Genomic DNA, 20481 nt, shown 5'->3' with positions numbered 1-20481 from the left:
AAGCCATGGAAACAAGAATCGAAGAGGCAGACGAAGCAGCCGCCACCGAGGCCACCGCAGTCGCCCCGTCGCCCCAAAACGACCCGCTGCTCGACAGCTACGGCCGCCGCCCGTCAGTCCTGGACGTGTTCCGTCTGGGCGCGGGCTTCACCGTCAGCCTGATCATCACCGGCATCGTCTGGGTGTCGCTGTCGTCTATCCTGGTGCCCCAGCTCGTCGACCAGATCGCTCCGGGGCAGCGTGAGGCGTTCATCGCCAGCATCAACTCGGTCGGCTCGGTGGTGGCGCTGTTCGCCAACATCATCTTCGGCACGTTCTCCGACATCACCCGCTCCAAGTGGGGCAAGCGCACGCTGTGGATCATCAGCGGCGGCATCCTCTGCGGCGCTTGTGTGGCGGGCCTGCTGGTCACCAAGTCGCTGCCGCTCATCCTGCTGCTGTGGTGCGGCATGCAGCTGTTCTACAACTGGATGAACGCCCCGTTCGTCGCCACCCTGTCCGACCGCGTGCCGGACAAGTTCCGTGGCTCGGTCTCTTCCTTCATGGGCGCAGGTGGCGTGCTCGGCCAGACCGCAGGCTCCCTGGTCGGCTCCCTGCTCATCAGCAACATCGACCTCGGTTTCGCGCTGGGTGCCCTCGGCTTCGCACTGGTCGGCATCATCGTGGTCGGCATCTGGCCGCGCGAACCCTCCAATGTCGACGAGGAGCGCGAGCCGATCAGCGTGAAGATGGTGCTCAAGTCGTTCATCCCGCCGCACGGCAAGGGCGCCCGCAACTTCTACTTCGCCCTCTTCGGCCGTCTGATGATGGTGGCCGGCTACCAGATGATCAACGGCTACCTGCTGTACGTGGTCAAGTACTACACCTTCTCCGACTCCGGGTACGACGCCGAGCAGCTCAAGACCGCCGCCGCCGGCGTGATCGCCACGATGTCCGTAATCACGATGGTCGTCTCCCTGATCGCCGCCCTGGTCTCCGGCCCGATCTCCGACCGTCTCGGCATGCGCAAGGTCCCGGTCGCGCTCGCCAGCGTGCTATTCGCCATCGGCGCCGCGATGCCGTGGATCTTCCACAACGCTTGGGGTATGTACCTGTTCGCCGCCATCGCCGGCTTCGGCTACGGCGTCTACAACGCCATCGACCAGGCGCTGAACGTCTCCATCCTGCCGAACCCGAAGGAAGCCGGCAAGGATCTGGGTGTGCTCAACATGGCCAACACCCTGTCCACCGTGCTCGGCTCCATGCTGACCTCCGGCGTGGTCATGGCCACCGGCGGCAACTACGGCCTGGTGTTCCCCGTGTGCATCGTGGTGGTGCTGATCGCGGCATTCCTCATCATGCAGATCAAGGGAGTCAAGTAGCGCTCCCGGCGTACACTAGGTTCATGGAAAGCAAACCGTCCGCAGTGCACTGAAGCCAGTGCGTGCGGGCGGTTTTTCGTTGGAGGCCCGCGTCGCAGGAACATTTGGACGATACCGCGGATGATACCGCGGGCGGGCTGAGCTGAAACACGAGCTGGAACACGAGCAGAAGAAGGAACAAGCCATGCTGAACCCATATGTGCGTCCGGGGATCGACGATCGCCCGGACTTGGACAAGGCCCTCAGCCCCGAAGACAAGGCGGCGGTGGCGCGACTGGCCATCAAAGGCAATCGTCGCCCGCCTGAAGCCTCCGCCGACCAGCCGGAGACGCAGGCCGTGCGCTTGGTGACGGCCGCACCCGCTTCCGTGGCCTCGTCGGCGGCCGCCGCAGCCGCAGCGGCCAGCGTGGACGCCCCCGCGCCCGACATGGCATCCGCGTATCTCGACATGCGCGACCCCGTAGTCGCAGCCAACGGCGAAAAGCCGAGCGCACGCGAGGTCAGTCGACTCAACTGGGGCTTTTTCGCGGCCTCGATGCTGGTCGGCGCCCCATGGGTGGCGCTCAACACCATCGCCATGCCCAATGCGGTGGCCCGGCTCTTCCACTACGACACCGCCATGCTGGAGGTCGTCATCAACCCCGCCACCGGACGCCCCTTCCCTGTGGCCACCGAACTGGCCATGCCGTTGGCGGTGCTGGTGATTGTCGGTGTGGTGGCCGCCGCCCTGTTCACGCCGCTGGTCTCCGCGCTGTCCGATCGCACGCGCACCCCGCTTGGCCTCCGCACGCCGTGGATGGTGGCCGGCGGATTGCTGTGCGCGCTGATCACGCTGATTCTGGGACAGGACACCAGCATGGTGGTACTGTGCTTCTTCTGGGCGATGATGCAGTTCGCCTACGCGATGCTGTCCGCGCCGCTGGCCGCCGCCATCAGCGAACGTGTGCCGGACAAGTTCCGTCCGCGCATCGAACGGTGGCATGGCATCGGGGTGATGCTGGCGCAGACGCTGGGCGTGCTGGTCGGCGCATTCGGTGTGATGTTCGGTTCGTCCGCGCCGTTCAAGGCGATTGCCTGGGTGTTTGCGATTTCCGGCATCGCCGCGGCGCTGATTCTGCCGCGCGAACCCTCCAGCGAGGAGATGCCGCGCAGGCGATTCAGCAGCGGTGAAGTCCTTGACCAGCTGCGTCCGCCGGCTGGATCCCCCGCCTTCGCCTTGGCGTTCACGGCCCGCACCTGCATGATGGCCGGCGTGGGACTGACCAGTGTGTTCCTGTGGTATCTGGTGCGCTTCTGGGTGTACGGCAAGCCGGTGCTGTTCACGTCCGCGCCGCTGACCATTCCCGCAGGCTTCCTGATCGCCGGCATGGCGGTAGCCACGCTGATCGGTGCCGCGCTCGCCTCCTGGTCGGCGGCGCCGATTTCCGAGGCGATTGAGTCGCGTGGCATCGCCACGCCCGTGGTGGTGGCCGCCGCATGCCTGACGTATGCGGTCGGCTTGGCGTTGGCGTGGGGTCTTGGCGCATGGTCCACCGGTGCCGCGCGCGAGAATGGCATGCTGCTGTTCGCGCTGATCTCCGGCTTCGCGTTCGGCCTGTACGATGCGCTCGGCCTCGAAATGGTGATGGATTCGCTACCCGACCCGCGCACTGCCGGGCGCGACCTCGGCGTCTACGCGCTCGCCAATTCCGCGGGATTGGCGCTCGCGGCCATCATCGGCGCCATTCTGGTCAATGCGTTCTCGCATTCCTTCGGTTACTACCTGCTGTTCCCCTCGGCTATCGTGATGGTGCTGTTGGCCGGCATCGTGACGTTGCGGGGAGCCGGGGACAAGGAATAATCCGAATAATCCATAATCGTAAAACCGGTTCGAGTACACTGGTGTTTCAGTGCGAACAATGCGGGGGTGTGCAGCAGATGCACGCCCCCGCTTGCGTATCGTAGGGTGATTGACGCGATGCGCAGGGCGATGAATGAACCGATGGAGGCGAACAATGGTAGGTATGCGCGACGTAGCCAAGCAGGCGGGGGTGTCCGTCAGTACGGTGTCGCTGGTGGTCAACAACGCGGGATACGTGTCGGATGACATGCGTGCCAGGGTCGAGGCGGCCATGCATCAGCTCAACTACATTCCCAATGAGCTGGCGCGCAACCTGTACCGCAATCGCACCAATACCATCGGCATCATCGTGCCGACCATCCTCCATCCGTTCTTCGCCACACTCACCGCGCATATGCAGCGCGAGCTCGCCAAGCGGGGATTGAAGACGATGCTCTGCTCCACCGCCGATGTCGCCACCGGCGAGAGCGAATACGTGAACATGCTGCAACGGCACATGATGGACGGCATCATCATGGCCGCACACACCGAACACCAGCCGGATTACTGGACGTCCATCCGCAGGCCGATCGTAGCGTTCGATCGCATTCTCGGTACCGGCATACCCGCCGTCCACTCCGACCATGAGGCCGGCGGCCGTATGATCGCGCGACAGCTGATCGATTCCGGCGTGCGTCACGCAGTGCTCGTCGGTGGCCCGCGCTCCCAATTCACGCAGAGCATGACGTTCCCCACGGTCCGCTATCACCTCACCGTGGAGCATATGCTGGCGGGGGCCGGCATCGCCTGCGATTATGTGGAGGCGGGATCCGTCACCGACGTCGTGGCCCATGAAGCCACTGCAACCGCGATCTTTGAGCGCTATCCGGATGTGGACGCCATCATCGGCTCCGATGTGGTGGCATCCGTGGCATTGCAGGAAGCCGGTCGCAGAGGCATCGCAGTACCCGGCGATTTGCAGATCATCGCCTATGACGGCACGCTTGCCGCCGATCTCGCCGGCAAGAAACTCACCGTCGTCCGTCAGGATTTCCCGGCCATCGCCGCGGCGCTCGCCGAACAGATGGACCAGCAGATCGAGGCTTTCGATACATCCAAGCGGGAGCGGCGCGGGGAGTCGGCGGATTCCTCGGCGGATTCCTCGGTGGTCGCCGATGCTGCCACTTCCGTCGATGCCGCCGACCAAGCCGGCAAAGCCGAGCCGGCGAACCGATCTGCGGAACCGGGCGTGGTCATCCCCGTGACCTTCATCCCCGGCGAAACCACCCGGTAGCCGATGTTCATAATGGGATGTTCATTATGTGAACCCCTGCTGGATTGATGGGGCTGACGAACCTATCTTCTAGTTTCAGTTCGGGTCGAACGAACCCGAGTAACACCGAAAGGAGGCCACGCGATGACTGGATTCAATGCTTCTGCGTTTGTATCCGCACGAATTATTATCCCGTCTTCGCTGGCGGACTAATTCGGCATGATGCTTGAAGCCCCGTCAACGAAGGCAGGGCTGAGGATACCGACACAATCGGTGATGGCCCTGCGATGTGCGGGGCCTTTTTGTTGCGCTCACAAGGCTTACGACAATCCCCGCGAAACGGAACTCCAGCGGACGATAACAGCAACAACCCAATACAGCAACGTGAAACACCTTCACCCTCGCGAGGTTTGTGATGATGCAGGGTGAGAACCAACAGGAGCAATAATGACTGCAGCTCTCGAAGAGACCGGTCTGGAACAGACCGCCGGTGCGGCAAGCGAGGCGGCTGGCAAGGCCGCTGCCATGGTTCGCGATTCGGTCAAGACCGTAATCGCCGCATCCATGGTCGGCACCGCCATCGAATTCTATGACTTCTACGCCTACGGCACAGCCGCGGCGAACTACTTCCCGCACATCTTCTTCTCGGCGAAGGACAACCCGACCGTCGCCCTGCTGATGAGCCTCTTGACCTTCGCCATCGCGTTCATCGCCCGTCCGCTGGGCTCGCTGGTGTTCGGCCACTTCGGCGACCGCATGGGCCGCAAGACCACGCTGGTCGTCAGCCTTATGACCATGGGTGTGGGCACCTTCCTCATCGGCTGCCTGCCCACCTATGAGCAGGCCGGCGTGTTCGCCGTCGCCGTCCTGTGCCTCCTGCGCTTCATCCAGGGCATCGGTTTGGGCGGCGAATGGTCCGGCGCCGCTCTGGTGGCCACCGAGAACGCGCCTGAAGACAAGCGTGCGCTCTACGGCTCCTTCCCGGAGCTGGGCGCCCCGATCGGCTTCTTCCTGTCCAACGGCACCTACTTCGTCCTTGAATCCTTCAACGACCAGGCTGCGATGCTTTCCTGGGGCTGGCGTGTACCGTTCCTGCTCTCCGCAGTGCTGGTGATCGTCGGACTCGTCGTCCGCGTGCACATGGAGGAGACCCCGGTCTTCCGTATGGCACAGGCCCAGAAGAAGGTCGTCAAGTCCCCGCTGACCGAAGTGTTCCGCAAGTCCTGGCGTCAGGTGCTGCAGGCCACCTTCCTTGTGGCCGTGACCTACACGCTGTTCTACACGCTCGCCACCTGGTCCCTCGCATGGGGCACCAAGGACACCGAGAACGGCGGCGGCAACCTGGGCTTCACCAACCAGGAGTACCTGCTCATGCTCATGATCTCCATCTGCGTGTTCGCCCTGTTCATCGTGCTCTCCTGCCTGTACGCGGATAAGCTCGGCCGCCGTCGCGTGCTCACTTTCTCCTCCTGCGCGCTCGTGGTCTTCGCTCTGCTCTTCCCGTTCCTGCTGGACGGTCAGCTCGTGGGCCAGAAGAACTTCGCCGCCAACATGGCCTTCCTGTGCATTGGCTTCGCGCTGATGGGCATCGCCTTCGGCCCGATCGGTGCCTTCCTGCCTGAGCTGTTCGACGCCAACGTGCGCTACTCCGGCTCCGGCATCGGCTACAACCTGGCCGCCATCGTGGGTGCCGCCTTCGTGCCGACCATCGCCACCTGGCTGTCCCACAACTGGGGCGTCCACTCCGTGGGCCTCTACCTCGGTGTGATGGCCGTGTGCTGCCTGGTCTCCGTGCTGACGTGCAAGGAAACCAAGGACGTGGATTTCACCAAGTGAAATCCACGGCTGGTTTCCGGCCCTGCTGCGGGACTGACGTCCCTCTTCTGGCCCCCTCTGACGGGACGTTGCCGTGAGGCAAACAGTGGAGCTGTTTGTGCCTCTTCTGGCCCCCTCTGACGAGGGGGCTGTCAGCGGAGCTGACTGGGGGAGAGACCAAATTAGGGCGACTATCCCTCTGACGACTACCCCTCAGTCGGCTACGCCGACAGCTCCCCTGACAAGGGGAGCCAACTGTTGGCCGCACCGGCCCCCTCTGATGGACCGTTGCCGTGAAGCGAACAGCGGAGCTGTTTGTAGGCAATGTGCGAGCCGACAGGCGAGCCAGCAAACTGCGCGCAGAGCGCGTCCATGCTTGCAGGCCCCCTCTGACGAGGGGGCTGTCAGCGAAGCTGACTGGGGGAGAGACGCGAGATGCAGTTGTTTTTTTTCAAACGAATCAAGTGTATACTTAGTATACACTTATGCTGGGAGGTTGACATGGCCACGACCACGCTGACACGATGGGGCAACGGGCAGGGCATCCGATTGTCCAAAGAACTGATTTCGCAGGCCGGTCTGCACGTGGGAGACGAGCTGGAGGTCCGCGTCGAACAGGGCGGATTGCTGGTCACGCCCGCCCGCAAACGGTTCATCGGAATCATGGATTACGCGAAACTGTTCGACGGATACGACGGCCCCCAGCCGACCGAGGACGGATTCGCGGCGGCGGCAGGACGGGAGCGGATGTGAGCGACTGGAGATACGGGGATATCGTCTGGGCCGACCTTGACCCGTCAGCCGGTCACGAGCAGAACAAGCGTCGTCCGCTGGTCGTGGTGAGCAACGACTATTACAACCGGTTCAACAACATGCCCATGACCGTGCCGGTCACCAGCGACCGTGAGTATCCGCTTCACGTCAATATCGGCGTCATTCCCACCGAAGATGGTTCCGAGATACATGGGTGGGCCGAGATCGAACAGGCGAAGTGCCTTGATCTGGACGCGCGGCACGCGGTCCGTGTCGGCGATGTGGACGAGCAAACGCTCGACAGGATCACGGAGACGTTGCTCAGTGGCCTCATGCAACCGACCATGCGCATCGAACGACTCATCTAGCGAGACGGACCACTAGCTCTGAAAACAAGCCGCACGCTCAACGATGAAGGCTCCGGCGACGGCGCAACGCGCTCAGCGACACGGCGTTGCGCATGTGGCCTGCCCCGTCCCCGCGCACGCCGAACGCCACCATCAGCACCATGACGAAGCAGATCAGCGCGGAAACGCGCAGCACCCACTGGATGCCGAAAATCGACGCGGCGACATCAGAAGCCCCGCCAGCAGCGCGCCAGGATGCGAGCACCTCCATGAGAATCACTAGCACCGGTGCGCCCACCGCGCCGGCGATCTGGCGCACCGTGTTTGTGACCGATGACCCTGCGGACACCTCGTCCGGCCCGTTCAGGCAGTTCAATGACCATGTGGTGATCGGCATCAGCAGGAAGCCCATGCCAATCTGACGCACGAACTGGCAGATCGACACCCACCAGATCCACGTGTCCATCGAGATCAGCGACATGCCGATGGTGCCCAGCGTCAAAACGCTTGAGCCGAACAGGGCGACCGGCCGTGCGCCGAACCGGTCCATTGCGCGTCCGCCGAAGAACTGGGATACGCATTGCCCGATGGCGCCGGGGAGCATAATGAGTCCGCTCATGGTGGCCGAGAATCCTCGGTCGGTCTGGATGTAGAGCGGCATGATGACCAGAATCGAGCTGAAGGCGAAGAACGCCAGCGACGCGGTGATGGTGCCGACGGTGAACGACCGATTCTTCAGCACGCGCAGGTCGAGCAGCGGCGGCTGGGGGAGCGCGGTGCCCTTGCCAGCGGCACCGGTGTTGTTGCTGCCGGTGCCCTTGCCGGCAGCAACAACACCGTTGGCTTGTGCGGTTCCGGTGATTGTGCCGGAGACGGCTGCATGACTGTTGCTGGTGATACCACTGGAATTAGCGGTACGGCTGTCCGCAGGCTCCGCGTCGGCGCCCGCAGCACCATTAGCGGCCGCTTCAGCCGCAGCCGCCGCCTTCGCCTCGCTATACCGCCGCCCATGCCGCAGATTGCGGGCCACGAACCACACGATGCCCACCAGTCCGACGACCATCGGCACCCACACCACCGGCGCCCCGAACCCGTAGGCTTCGGAGTTGGTGAAGCCGAACATCAGCCCGCCGAATCCGATGACGGACAGCGACACGGAGAAGAAGTCCGCGCGCGCCGAAGGGTCATGCGCGCCGAAGTTATGCAGTCCGAACACGGCCGCCGCCAGGGAGCCGACGCCGATGATGCTCAGCGTCAGGAAGATGGAGCGCCATCCGGTGGCGTCGGTCTGCCAGCCGCCCAGCACCGGTCCGATGGCTGGTGCCACGCTCATGGCCATGCCGACGGTGCCCATCGCGAAACCGCGCCGTGACAACGGATAGATGGAGAACACGGTGATCTGCAGCACCGGCCACATCACGCCCGTGCCTGCCGCCTGCAGTACGCGCCCGCCCAGCACCAGTACGAAATTCGGCGCCAGCCATGCCAGAACCGAGCCCAATGTGAACACGGCCATGGACGTGATCACGATCTGGCGCGTGGAGAACCGACGGGTCAGGAACGCCGTGAGCGGCACCATGACGCCCATGACCAGCTGGAACACGGAGGTGAGCCACTGACCGGTAGTCACGGAGATGCCGAATTCGGAGACGATGACCGGCAGTGCGGAGCTCAGCTGCAGCTGCGCGAAGTTGCCGACGAACGTGATGAACGTAAGTATGGCGAGAGAGATGAACGCCGCCCGGCTCAGCTTGCCATCCGCGAACGCTTCATCCTGACTCAGCGCGCTCCGCAGTTCGTCGGTACGATTCCGAATGGCGAGATTCCCAGTGTTCTGATTCCCGGTTCCATGTCCCTTGACCACACACACCCCACTTCCGGATCCGGCCGGTGTGAACAGTCATCGCTCCTATGCCTGACCGGATATCCTCAAGAAAGCACGCGTACACCCTACGCCGCAGGGTGGTCTGTTCTCGCGTGGCTGATCCGTCCACATCTTCTAGGCCGACTGCAGATTGGCCTTCACCAAACAGCCTCAGCCAGTTCCATTCCAGTGCCATGCGGAATCCGCCTCTACCCGTATGCCGTTTGCAGCCGCTATTCTCCCGTCACGCATGTCCATAATGCGGATATCGGTACAACGTTGCTATTACCGAATCCGTGAGCATGTTCATCTGATCACACATACGATTCCACTGTCCGTAACAATGCCCCATGTAATTTGTGTCCCCACCCTTGTAAGATACGGAAATAGGTTCGACCCACCGAAAAGCCGGCCCCGAGACCTAATGCCCATAGATCCGTGTAAGCGTCCAGTGCGATACCCGCCCTGCAATGCAAACAATGCGGGGGGGGGCGAGGATTCCGTGGCAGCATGTGGTATCGCATCCGATGCTGTCCAATACGGCAGGAACTGACATCGGGAATACCGTGATTGCGGCATCCGGCGGGGCTTGAACGGCAGAGAGAGCGAGTAGTAAAGAGGAATGTCGGTAATGGCATCGTTGGATAGTTCGTCACAGTGGGAGGATGGCCGAGGGCGCGCGCAGCAGCAGGATGCCTCGCAAACGCAGGCGGCTCAGAATCCTGCTCAGCAGTCTCAGGAGCCGGTGCAGTCGGTCAACGGCCAGTCCCAGCTTTCGCACGTAATGTACTGGCGGTTCTTCGTAAATCTGGCATTGATGTTCATCGATGCTGCGATGTTCGTCATCGCCGGTGCCACTGTGCTCAATATTCGAGACGAGGCACAGCCATTCTTCACTCCCCGTTTCGATTTCACGATGAATGCGACCCTGTATCTGGTCATCACCGCGTTGTTCTGGGTGTGGTCGTTGCATGCGGTAGGCGTGTACCACCGTCATGTGATGGGTGACGGCTATCAGCTCAATGCGCTGCTGTTCAAGGGCATGCTGACATGCTGGGTCATCCAGTGCGCGTTCAACTTCTTCTTCAACTTCGATCTGACGCTCACATCGTTGTGCCTGATGGTCATCGCCGGATGGGCGTTGACCACGGTCGAGCGCATCTTCACCCGACTGTTCATCACACGCAGCCGCAGCAAGGGTGAGTATGCGTATGGCACGGTGCTGGTGGGCTCTCCTGAGGGCATCGGCCGTACGCTGAAGTTCCTGAGCCGTCGTGAGCAGCTGAACTACCGTCCGGTGGCGGTTTGCCCGATTCGTCTCAACCCCGAGACCGATCTAATCGAGCCGGATCACGATATCGAAGACATGCAACGCGATATCTGCATGAACTGGGGTTCGTCGCTGCCTGTGCTGGAGTATGACGATCATGGCTTGGCGGAGAGCATCGCCGGCATGGATGCCCAGACGGTGATGGTCACCGATGAGATTCGCCGGTATTCCGACAACTTCAACATCTTCTCCGTGCGCATGGAATCATATGGCTTGGAGATCGCCATGGTGGCCTCTGCCGCAGACACCTCCAACCATGAGTTGCAGGTGCGTTCGATCCAGGGCACCACCATCATCACACAGCGCTTGGCGCAGTATTCCCCGAGCAACCGTCTGATCAAGCGTGCGCTCGATTTGGTTATCTCCACGCTGGCTATCATCTGCTCGCTGATTCTCACAATCCCGGTGGCCATCGCGATCAAGGCCACCGATGGCGGTCCGGTGTTTTACAAGCAGAAGCGCATTGGATTGCGTGGCAAGCCGTTCGAGATGCTCAAGTTCCGTTCGATGGTGGTCAATGCCGACGAACTGAAGAAGAAGCTCGCCGAGGAGACTGGCCAGACCGATCGTTTCATCTTCAAGATGAAGAACGATCCGCGTATCACCAAGGTCGGTCATTTTATCCGCCGCTTCTCCATCGACGAGTTGCCGCAGTTTCTTAACGTGTTCATAGGTGATATGTCCGTGGTGGGCCCGCGCCCGCCGCTACCTGAGGAATATGCCCGGTATAACAAGCTGTACGCCACCCGCATGCTGGTCAAGCCAGGCATCACCGGCCCGTGGCAGGTGTCCGGCCGCTCCGATCTGTCCGCAGAGGAGAGCGAGGCCCTGGATGTGGCTTATGTTCAGAATTGGTCGGTACTGGGTGATTTCGTGCTGATGTTCCGCACAGTGGGTGCCGTGCTCAGCCACAAGGGCGCTTACTGATGATTGCCGCTGTCTGCAGTTCAGATGGCTCATATCGTCATTGTTGCCGATTACGCTAATATGACAGCTTGTATATGACGCAATGATGTGTGACGGGGCGGGGGGATACAGATATGGCAGCAGCACCTGAGGATTCGGGTAAACCAGACTATGAATCGAACAGCCTTCATTATATGAAGCGTCCGATGATTCCGCGGCGAGCCAGGAACCCCCGAAGCCTCCGGTGGAGGAGCCGGGAGGGGAGCAGCATCACCGCCGGCGTCGCCGTATGAGTGCACGTCATATTCGACGGATACGGCGTCGCCGTCGAATTCGGCGGGCATTGATTGTGCTGGGCGTCTTGCTGCTGTTCTTCGCTGCAATTGCGGCATGGTTCGGATGGTCCGCCATGAAGGTCAAAAGCGAAGTCGAGCAGGCTGTGGCGGTGGCCTCGAATATGCAGGATTCGCTTTCCAGTGGTGATACGGCAGCTTTGAATGACTCCATGAATCGATTCTCGGCGCATACGAACGCTGCCTATGAGCAGACCAATTCTATGCTCTGGAGTGTGGCTGCCCGTATTCCGTATTATGGTGCAGATATCACTGCTGCGCGCACTGCAGTCACCGCAATGGAGAACATCTCTACACAGGCGATGCCTGCATTGAAGCAGGCTTCGGCAGCGCTGAATATGAGTGATGTCTCCGTCAATGACGGAACTGTCGATGTCTCTGGCCTGACCAAGTATACGGAGTCGCTTCAGACGGCCGATAACGTGATCGATGATGCCGAAAAGGATGTGATTGGCGCCCCCGATCCTCATATCGGGCAATTGGCTGAGGCCATGGAGAAGGCGCAGAATTATCTGCATACCTTATCGGGCATGGTGCATGATGCGAACGTCGCGGTGCAGGTGGCGCCGAAGATGCTTGGCAGTGATGGTTCGGCGCGCACGTATCTGATTCTGGCGCAGACCAATTCCGAGATTCGACCGGGTGGCGGTTTGCCTGGTTCATGGGGTGTGATGACCGTAAGCAACGGCAAGGTGGAACTGCAGCCGTTTGTTTCCGGTGGCAAGATCCCATGGTTTACCGATCCGGTGCTGCCGCTTACTGCTGAAGAGCGAACGTTGTACACCGATAAGCTTGGTCGTGTCGCTGTGGATACGAACTTCACGCCTGATTTCCCGCGTACTGGTGAGATATCCAAGGCCATGTGGAAAGCGCATTCCGGGCAGGATGTGGATGGCGTCATTGCCATCGACCCGGTGTTTCTGCAGAACATGCTTAAGGTGAGCGGAGGATTGACGCTGCCTGACGGTGTGACACTGGATGGTGCAAACACTGCTCAATACCTGCTTAATCAGGTGTATATCGACAAGTCGGAGGACGAGCAGGATGCATATTTTGCGCAGGCTGCCGGTTTGTCGTTCCAGCACATCATGCAAAACGCCAAGGATGGCAAGGCGTTTTTGAAGGCTGTGACCACGTCGGTGGGTCAGGGGCATATGAAGGTGTGGAGCGCGCATGAGAATGAGCAGAAGCTGCTGCTCAATACGCCGATTTCCGGTGCGCTGAAGACCGAGGCCTCTACCCCCGAGGTCGGAGTGTTCTTCTCGGATCTTTCCCAAGCCAAGATGGACTGGTATTTGAAGCGCAGCGTTAGTGTGAAGTTCGACAAGGTGGCACCTGATGGAGCCGATCAGTACACGGTGCATGTGAAGCTCACCAACATGCTCACGCAGGATGAGGTGGGACAGTTGCCGAAGTATATCGTCGGGCCGTTCCTGGATGGCTTGCAGGCCGGCCAGATTGATACGGCAATGTACATATACGCTCCGGCGGGCGGTCGTCTGGTGGACTGGAAGTCCACGGATGGCAAGAGTTATGACGGTGTCACCATGCATAACACGTTGACTGTGGGCGTCAAGAAGTTCGTGTTGAACCCGGGCGAATCCTATGAGACGACCATTCATGTGGAGCTCGCACCCGGCGTCAAGACGCCTCTTGACGTCTACCAGACGCCGCAAGTGGAAGGCCGCACCGACTGAGTCCTGTGACTATAGATTGAGCCTCCAGATTCTCTTTTGATTTTAAAATCAAAAGAGAATCAAATGGCAGGCAAATGAGATTTCGTTGGAATTCCGCCGTTTCTGCGTGCCGAGCTCCACCAAGATGCCCATCGAGTCAAAAGAAAAGCAAATGGCAGGCAAATGAAATGTCATGCCCAATACGGCAGATAACGTATATATCGTTTTCCGGCATCGGGATCCGCGATTTTGAGCAGATTCTCATCCAAACAGGCCTTGATAAGTCGGGATATCTGTGATGCGCCGCTTTGGGGGAGCGCGAATCTTTCTCGGAGACTGGTGTTGGTCATAGGCAATCTTTGCGCGTATTGCACGCAGGCATGCCAATACGCGGCATCGAGGCGTTGCTCGCGCGTCAGTTCGCGGTACGGTGTCGACCGCGTCAAGGTCACTCGCATGTTGTCTCCGGGTTCCTCTACTTCCGGGGCGGGGAGATGGTGCTGCTCGCAGTCGAGAACCACCTTGTCCCACCCCGAACCGGCCTCTTCGCACAGATGCAGGCGGCGGCATATGGCCGCCATTTTCTCATTGCGTGAATGAGGGGGATCGTTCAGCAGTCTTGCGACATCCACTAAGGAGCGTCCGGGATTAGTGAATTCGATGCGATTGTCGAAAATGCACACCATAGGGCCAGCTCCGGTGATGGAGAGGTCCTGATGGATGAGCATATTGGCGGTCAGCTCGCGCAATGCCGTATGGGGGAATGCGCGCAGGGTGATTCGGCGCGCCCCCTGAATGACTTCCTGTTCGGGAAGCAACGCTTCGATGTATTCAAGCATCTGATCCAATTTGGCGTATCCGAAATCAAATGTCTTGCTGCGCGATGGTGCGATGGGGGAAGAACCTTCGTACCGGATGACTCGCAACGCTTTACGGGAGACGGTCGGAAAATCGTTGAGATTCCGGGCGAAAAGCAACGCGCCAAGATTGGTAATGGAGTATCGGCCTGAATCCTGGATGGAGATAAAGTGTTCGCTCGCAAGCAGATGCAGAGTCTGCTCGGTGGGCGTGGTCTGTGGAATGCCGAACTCTTGTCGGTACCAGTCGGTGTCTAGTTTGCCGAGCACTTCATCGTCGGTGAGCCCGCTTAGCGCGTATTGAAGTTCAAATACTTCAGCACGCGTGCGACTCCACAGCTCCTCTTCCCGTTTCGAGCCATGCCTGAGCTCCTGTGTTGAGGATCCGGTGCGAATATAGGACAACCCTTGCCAAAGCACAGGGCGGTATTGGGCCGGCCATATGCGTAAGAGGACGAGATGCTTGCCGAATGCTTCGACGGATTCAAAACGAAACTCGGCATTGTCGGATAAGTGTTGCCGAAGCCATAGCTCCAGTTCCTGATTGCCTACTTTGGCGACTTTAGGATTGAATGCGGTGCCGATAAGCTCATGGGTGGTGTCATCAATGCCCCATATCTTGTATGCGAATGTGTGTCCCAGCAAGGCCGCTGAATTGGCCAATGCGGAGATATCGCGGCCGATCCGATTCGGGTCGGTGTTCCCGTGCTTGAACTCGAGGTATTCGTTTTCGCTGTCCTGGTTGGCGAGTGCGGTAATGAGGGTGATGAGATCTTCCGGCATGCTCGCCTCCTGTGGCTATTGATGTTCGACATCCGAGAGTCCTAAATGGCTCCTAAGAAACAATAGCCTCTTTTGATTTTAAAATCAAAAGAGAATCAAATGGCAGGCAAATGAGATTTCGTTGGAATTCCGCCATTTCTGCGTGCCGAGCTCGGTAAAGATGCCCGTCGAGTCAAAAGAAAAGCAAATGGCGGGCAAATGAAATCTCATGCTCTGATGCAGCAGTTTGGAGCTGTCGGAGCCGTTACATCGAGGTTCGTCGGTCTTGGCTCCCATTGTCGGGATGTTGCCGTGAAAAAACAGCGGAGCTGTTTGCGGATGGCGTGCGAGACGACAGGCAAGCCAGTTGGCTGGCGTGCGCAGCACGTCCATAATTGCAGGACGAGCCGTCGACGAAGTCGACTGAGGGGTAGCGGTTCACATGAAGCTGATGATCGTGTGCCACTATCTGTGCCGTAGAACACGACTCTATGTGCCGGTATAGCGTGTTCACATACTTCACTCGTCCTCCAGTCCTCCAGTCCTGCCACTTCGGTTTAGAATCTTTTAGATTCTTTTAGAATCTTTTAGATTCTTTTAGAATCCACGCAGGTTATCGAGGATTGCGGGTACGGAAAGGTGGATTTTGCGATTCCGTATTTGCGTGAGTATCTCAGAGAGCGTGCCGCTTATATCCGTATGACGCTTGGATTACCTAAGTGATAAGCGCGTCATACAGTCTCATGCTCCTTTGGGGCAGGTTCTGTCCAAAAGTTGAAGCCGTGATTTCCGTGTGCTTTTACTCGACGTTCACTTGACGCGGATAAACTGGCGGTCATTGATGCCGTATGGAGAGCTTCCGCATACTGATTTCCGATAAGGAAGAATTGGTTGGTACAGAGTACCCCCGACGGTATAGTATGAACGGATAAAGGACAGGTTTTGTGCGCGTGTAATGCGTGGAAAACGTTGGTTTGAGTAAGGATGTTCCGTGGAAGAGAGACGTTTTGCCGATAACGGCGCTTATGTCGGTTTTTGTTCTGGCATCCCGTTTTATGCAGATTCCTGCCCAGCAATGCAGACTCCTCCGAATTCAAGCCATTTAGAAAGGGGATATTGTGATGAAGGATTTTGATTCATTGAAGATTGCCGTTGCTGGTACCGGCTATGTGGGCCTGAGCTTGGCGACGCTGTTGTCCCAACACCATCAGGTCACTGCCGTGGACATCGTTCCGGCAAAGGTCGACATGATCAATAACCGCAAGTCCCCGATTCAGGACGATTACATCGAGAAGTACTTCGCCGAGAAGAAGCTGAACCTCGTTGCCACGCTGGATGGCGAAAGCGCATACCGCGACGCCGATTTTGTAATCATCGCGACCCCCACCAACTATGACAGCACCAAGAACTTCTTCGATACTTCTGCCGTCGAGGCTGTTATCGATCTGGTGATGAAGGTCAACCCGGACGCCATCATGGTCATCAAGTCCACGATTCCGGTGGGCTACACGAAGTCCATCCGTGAAAAGACCGGATCCAAGAACATCATCTTCAGCCCCGAGTTCCTCCGTGAATCCAAGGCACTGTACGACAATCTGTACCCGAGCCGTATCGTGGTGGGCACCGATCCTGAGGATGAACATCTTGTGGAAGCCGCGAAGACGTTCGCCAAGCTGCTCCAGCAGGGTGCCATCGAGGAGAACATCCATACGCTGCTGATGGGCTTCACCGAGGCTGAGGCCGTGAAGCTGTTCGCCAACACCTACCTCGCGCTGCGCGTCTCCTACTTCAACGAGCTCGATACCTACGCGGAGTCCAAGGGGCTCAACACCCGCGAGATCATCGATGGCGTATGTCTGGATCCGCGCATCGGCACCCACTACAACAACCCGAGCTTTGGCTACGGCGGTTACTGCCTGCCGAAGGACACCAAGCAGCTGCTTGCCAACTATCAGGATGTTCCGGAGAACCTCATCCAGGCGATCGTCGATTCGAATGTCACGCGTAAGGACTTCATCGCGGACAGCGTGCTCAGAAAGGCCGGCTGGTACGGCTACAGCGACAACAACGAGTACGACGCGGCCGACGAGAAGTCGGTGACGGTGGGTGTGTACCGTCTGACCATGAAGTCCAACTCGGACAACTTCCGCCAATCCGCCATCCAGGGTGTGATGAAGCGCGTGAAGGCCAAGGGGGCCACCGTCATCATCTACGAGCCGACGCTCGAAAACGGCTCCACGTTCTTCGGTTCCGAAGTGGTCAACGACATCGACGAGTTCAAGCGCCGCAGCGACGCCATCCTCGCCAACCGCTACAACAGCGTGCTCGACGATGTGAAAGACAAGGTGTACACGCGCGACCTGTTCCGCCGGGACTGACCTCCGGCGCGTGCTGAGATCCCCCTATCGTCTTATGACTTGTAGCAGGTTGGAGAATCGTTTATCGTGAGTAGACAATCACCGAAACTGTGTTTTGCGGCCTCCTCTGGTGGCCATTACGAGCAGCTGATGATGCTCAAGCCGCTGATGCAGCGGTATGACAGCTTCGTGTTGACGGAAAAGACGCAGTATCAGGCGAAGGCCAAGGGCGAGAAGACCTACTATGTAGAGCAGATCAATCGTAAAGAAAAGACGGTGCTGCTCAAGCTGGTGCTGAACGCGTTTCGTTGTCTTGGCATCTTCATCAAGGAGCGACCGGATGTGATCATCTGCACCGGTGTACTCGCCATGCTGCCGATGTGCCTGCTGATGAAGCTGTGCGGCAAAAAGCTGATCTACATCGAATCGTTCGCGAAGGTGACGTCCGCCACCGAGTCCGGTCGTCTGCTGTACCGTTTCGCCGACCAGTTCTATGTGCAGTGGGAGAGCATGAAGTCCGTGTACCCCAATGCCATCTACAAGGGCAGCATCTACTAAGGCGGTCGACTGATGATTTTCATTACCTTGGGCTCGCAGAAATTCCAGTTCGATCGGCTCCTGAAGGCCGTCGATGATTTGGTGGCGGACGGCACCATCACGGAACCGGTGTTCGCGCAGAGCGGTTACAGCGACTATCAGCCGCAGCATTACGAATTCAAGCAGTTCCTTGATCGTGACGAGTTCGCCGAACATATGGGCAAGGCCGACATCGTCATCACGCATGGCGGTACCGGTGCGATCATCGGGGCGGTGAAGAAGGGCAAGAAGGTCATCGCGGTGCCGCGTCTCGCCAAGTACGGTGAGCATGTGGACGACCATCAGCTGCAGCTGCTCAAGGAGTTCAAGCAGATGGACATCATCTGCGTATGCGATGACTGCTCCCAGCTTGCTCAGGCCTTGGATGAGGTGAAGCACACCGAATACAAGCCGTTCGTCTCCAACACCAAGACGATCATCGACTCCATCGACGGTTTCATCCGTTCGGAGGTGATGGGGGAGACTTCCGCCAGACAGTCGGAGAGCAAGAGTGGTGCGAGCAATATTCGTGTCCTCATGGTGAGTAATGATCCGTCCGTCAAGGGCGGCATCACCAGCGTGATCAGCCAGCTGCTCGACCACGATTGGTCGGCGGACGGCGTGAGCATGAAGTTCATCCCCACGTACATCGCCGCGAACCCGGTGAAGAAGATTCTGTTCTTCGAGAAGGCGCTGCGCCGGATCCGCAAGCTGTTGGCGAATCCTCAGACCCGACCGGATGTCGTACACATCCATATGTCGTACAAGGGCAGCTTCGTGCGCAAGTACGAGGTGCACAAGCTGTGTCGCAAGTACGGCGTTCCCGACGTGATCCACATGCATGGCTCCGAATTCAAGAAGTGGTATGACTCGTGCAAGCCGGCGAAGCAGGAGCGTATCCGCACGATGCTGCGCGAGGCCTCGGCGGTGGTCGTGCTGGGCGAGCAGTGGAACGAGCGTATCAAGGCGATTGAGCCTGCCGCGAATACCGTGGTGGTGAGCAATACGGTGCATATCCCCGATGCGGCCGTACGATGGCCTGCCGAAGGCAAGCGGTTCCAGGTGCTGTTCATGGGTGTGCTCATCCAGCGAAAGGGCGTGAGCGACCTGCTGGACGCGGTGGCGAAACTGCGCGAAACGGATCGTCTGGGCGACATGCGCGTGGTGATCGCCGGCACCGGCGCCCAGGAGGACGAGCTCAAGGAGAAGGCCAAGTCGCTCGGGTTGCTCGATAATGCCGTGCAGTTCGCCGGATGGACCGCCGGAGACAGGAAACGTGAGCTGTTCGAGAACAGTCAGGCGCTGGTGCTGCCTTCATACAACGAGGGCTTGCCCGTCGCCGTGCTGGAGGCCATCAGCTACGGCATGCCGGTGGTTGCCACGAATGTTGGCGACATCGCCTCCGCCGTGCATGACGGTAAAAACGGGTATCTCATCAAGCCAGGCGACGTGGATGCGTTGGCAGATGCGTTGGCGGGCATCGACGATAAGACACGGTACAAGCAGTTCTCCCTTGCTTCACGCGAACTGGCCGAGCGCGAGTTCAACGACGCGGACTACTTCCGCAGGATGAAGGATCTGTACCGTCAGGCGGCGAAGGAGGTCCAGTGAAAAAGCTGTCCAAGTACATCGAATTCGCCACCACCCTGCTGAAACAGGCTGTGCAGGAGCGCAGGTTCAAGTACGGCAACACCACGCTGAAATACATGTACCAGCCATGCAAGGGCTCCGATAGGTTGCTGGTGGTGTTCAGCGCCTGCACACGTCGGGGGATTCCCGCACGATACAATTACATGCGCACATTGAAGGACGTGCCGGTCAACAGGCTGTTCATTCTTGATGATTTCGGCGAGGACCACCGTGGCGGATACTATCTCGGCGCGTATCCCGATTTCGAGATGGAAAAGGCCACTAAGGCGCTTATCGACAAGTTCATCGCGCGCCGTGAGATCAGCAAGGTCTGCTTCGGTGGTTCCTCAAAGGGTGGTTGGGCCGCGCTCAATTTCGGTGTGCAATATGCCGGGCATGGACTCGGTGCCGAGATCATCACCGGTGCGCCGCAGTATTGGCTTGGAACCTATTTGCAAGCGCCGGGCGGCATGGTGACGCTGCGAAGCATCGCTGCAGAGAATATTAATGATTTGCCGGCTGTCTATGAGGCACTTAATAATCATCTGAAGCGACGCATCGAGGAAAACCGATTTGCTCATGAGCAGACTATATATATCCATTATTCAGAGCGCGAGCATACGTATAAAGACCATATTAGAGATCTCATAGTAATCTTGAGGAATAAAGGGTACATACTTATCGAGGATGTTCAGGAGTACGAGAACCACGGAGATGTAAGTCTTTATTTTCCTAAGTTTTTTGTAAAGGCTGTCGATGCTGTGCTCTCTATGAAATAGAGGATACGATTTGATGGTGAAATT

At 58.9% G+C, this 20481-nt stretch carries 15 protein-coding genes; 12 read left to right on the top strand and 3 right to left on the bottom strand.

All coding sequences use genetic code 11. The features are described 5' to 3' along the window. The first annotated feature begins 5 nt into the window (after positions 1–5). The 6 genes from BREU_RS02465 to BREU_RS02440 all read left to right on the top strand — a co-directional run bounded on the left by BREU_RS02465 (position 6) and on the right by BREU_RS02440 (position 7389). The gene (locus tag BREU_RS02465) at positions 6–1361 is read left to right on the top strand and encodes an MFS transporter (RefSeq protein WP_081886503.1); all 1356 of its coding nucleotides are present in this window, start codon (positions 6–8) and stop codon (positions 1359–1361) included. A gap of 184 nt (positions 1362–1545) precedes the next feature. Further along, a complete protein-coding gene (locus tag BREU_RS02460) occupies positions 1546–3201 on the top strand; it encodes an MFS transporter (RefSeq protein ID WP_044089482.1) in 1656 nt (551 codons plus the stop codon). 154 nt (positions 3202–3355) lie between these two features. After that, positions 3356–4474 (top strand): LacI family DNA-binding transcriptional regulator, encoded by a 1119-nt coding sequence (locus BREU_RS02455; RefSeq protein WP_044089480.1) that lies wholly within the window; start codon positions 3356–3358, stop codon positions 4472–4474. A gap of 426 nt (positions 4475–4900) precedes the next feature. Beyond that, positions 4901–6289, top strand: coding sequence for an MFS transporter (locus tag BREU_RS02450; protein WP_044089479.1), 1389 nt, complete (start codon positions 4901–4903; stop codon positions 6287–6289). Positions 6290–6769: 480 nt separating this feature from the next. Continuing rightward, positions 6770–7021: an AbrB/MazE/SpoVT family DNA-binding domain-containing protein gene (locus tag BREU_RS02445; protein ID WP_044089544.1), complete on the top strand. Its 252-nt coding sequence runs from the start codon at positions 6770–6772 to the stop codon at positions 7019–7021. Then, entirely contained in the window at positions 7018–7389 is a 372-nt protein-coding gene (locus tag BREU_RS02440) for a type II toxin-antitoxin system PemK/MazF family toxin (protein ID WP_044089542.1), read from the top strand. The genes BREU_RS02445 and BREU_RS02440 overlap by 4 nt, the downstream gene beginning before the upstream one ends. Positions 7390–7426: 37 nt before the next feature. Here BREU_RS02440 and BREU_RS02435 read toward each other — a convergent pair whose 3' ends face one another. Further along, the gene (locus BREU_RS02435) at positions 7427–9232 is read right to left on the bottom strand and encodes an MDR family MFS transporter (protein WP_052381992.1); all 1806 of its coding nucleotides are present in this window, start codon (positions 9230–9232) and stop codon (positions 7427–7429) included. Positions 9233–10016: 784 nt separating this feature from the next. Here BREU_RS02435 and BREU_RS02430 point away from each other — a divergent pair. Together BREU_RS02430 and BREU_RS02425 are read left to right on the top strand one after the other, a co-directional pair. Next, entirely contained in the window at positions 10017–11489 is a 1473-nt protein-coding gene (locus BREU_RS02430; protein WP_238566985.1) for a sugar transferase, read from the top strand. A gap of 328 nt (positions 11490–11817) precedes the next feature. Continuing rightward, positions 11818–13518: a DUF4012 domain-containing protein gene (locus tag BREU_RS02425; protein WP_052404683.1), complete on the top strand. Its 1701-nt coding sequence runs from the start codon at positions 11818–11820 to the stop codon at positions 13516–13518. Positions 13519–13688: 170 nt separating this feature from the next. Here the strand turns inward: BREU_RS02425 and BREU_RS02420 are convergent, their stop codons facing one another. Beyond that, complete coding sequence (locus BREU_RS02420) at positions 13689–15137, bottom strand: ATP-binding protein (protein ID WP_044090694.1); 1449 nt, start codon at positions 15135–15137, stop codon at positions 13689–13691. Between the two features lie 84 nt (positions 15138–15221). Then, entirely contained in the window at positions 15222–15509 is a 288-nt protein-coding gene (locus BREU_RS11835) for a hypothetical protein (protein ID WP_156100213.1), read from the bottom strand. Positions 15510–16255: 746 nt separating this feature from the next. On the opposite strand from BREU_RS11835, the gene BREU_RS02415 reads away from it, so the two are divergent. The 4 genes from BREU_RS02415 (at position 16256) to BREU_RS02395 (ending at position 20457) form a co-directional block, all read left to right on the top strand. Beyond that, positions 16256–17494 (top strand): nucleotide sugar dehydrogenase, encoded by a 1239-nt coding sequence (locus tag BREU_RS02415; protein WP_169740242.1) that lies wholly within the window; start codon positions 16256–16258, stop codon positions 17492–17494. Positions 17495–17560: 66 nt separating this feature from the next. Continuing rightward, positions 17561–18031 carry a PssD/Cps14F family polysaccharide biosynthesis glycosyltransferase gene (pssD, locus tag BREU_RS02410; protein ID WP_044090608.1) on the top strand — a complete coding sequence of 157 codons (471 nt, stop codon included), beginning with the start codon at positions 17561–17563 and terminating at the stop codon, positions 18029–18031. Positions 18032–18043: 12 nt separating this feature from the next. Further along, entirely contained in the window at positions 18044–19660 is a 1617-nt protein-coding gene (gene pssE, locus BREU_RS11445) for a PssE/Cps14G family polysaccharide biosynthesis glycosyltransferase (protein ID WP_081886500.1), read from the top strand. Further along, positions 19657–20457 (top strand): hypothetical protein, encoded by an 801-nt coding sequence (locus BREU_RS02395; RefSeq protein WP_052381990.1) that lies wholly within the window; start codon positions 19657–19659, stop codon positions 20455–20457. The genes pssE and BREU_RS02395 overlap by 4 nt, the downstream gene beginning before the upstream one ends. The last annotated feature ends 24 nt before the right edge of the window (positions 20458–20481 follow it).

Origin of the sequence: Bifidobacterium reuteri DSM 23975, assembly GCF_000741695.1 — a bacterium.
GTDB classification, from domain to species: Bacteria; Actinomycetota; Actinomycetes; order Actinomycetales; family Bifidobacteriaceae; genus Bifidobacterium; species Bifidobacterium reuteri.
The sequence above is the reverse complement of the archived record's forward strand: the minus strand, read 5'-3'. Positions and strand labels throughout refer to the sequence as shown.

Excerpts from the sequence above, each read along its gene's own strand:
- pssE (WP_081886500.1), top strand. The coding sequence starts at position 18,044 with ATGATTTTCATTACCTTGGGCTCGCAGAAATTCCAGTTCGATCGGCTC.
- BREU_RS02445 (WP_044089544.1), top strand. The coding sequence starts at position 6,770 with ATGGCCACGACCACGCTGACACGATGGGGCAACGGGCAGGGCATCCGA.
- BREU_RS11835 (WP_156100213.1), bottom strand. The coding sequence starts at position 15,509 with ATGGACGTGCTGCGCACGCCAGCCAACTGGCTTGCCTGTCGTCTCGCA.
- BREU_RS02420 (WP_044090694.1), bottom strand. The coding sequence starts at position 15,137 with ATGCCGGAAGATCTCATCACCCTCATTACCGCACTCGCCAACCAGGAC.
- BREU_RS02455 (WP_044089480.1), top strand. The coding sequence starts at position 3,356 with ATGGTAGGTATGCGCGACGTAGCCAAGCAGGCGGGGGTGTCCGTCAGT.
- BREU_RS02430 (WP_238566985.1), top strand. The coding sequence starts at position 10,017 with ATGTACTGGCGGTTCTTCGTAAATCTGGCATTGATGTTCATCGATGCT.
- BREU_RS02460 (WP_044089482.1), top strand. The coding sequence starts at position 1,546 with ATGCTGAACCCATATGTGCGTCCGGGGATCGACGATCGCCCGGACTTG.
- BREU_RS02465 (WP_081886503.1), top strand. The coding sequence starts at position 6 with ATGGAAACAAGAATCGAAGAGGCAGACGAAGCAGCCGCCACCGAGGCC.
- BREU_RS02450 (WP_044089479.1), top strand. The coding sequence starts at position 4,901 with ATGACTGCAGCTCTCGAAGAGACCGGTCTGGAACAGACCGCCGGTGCG.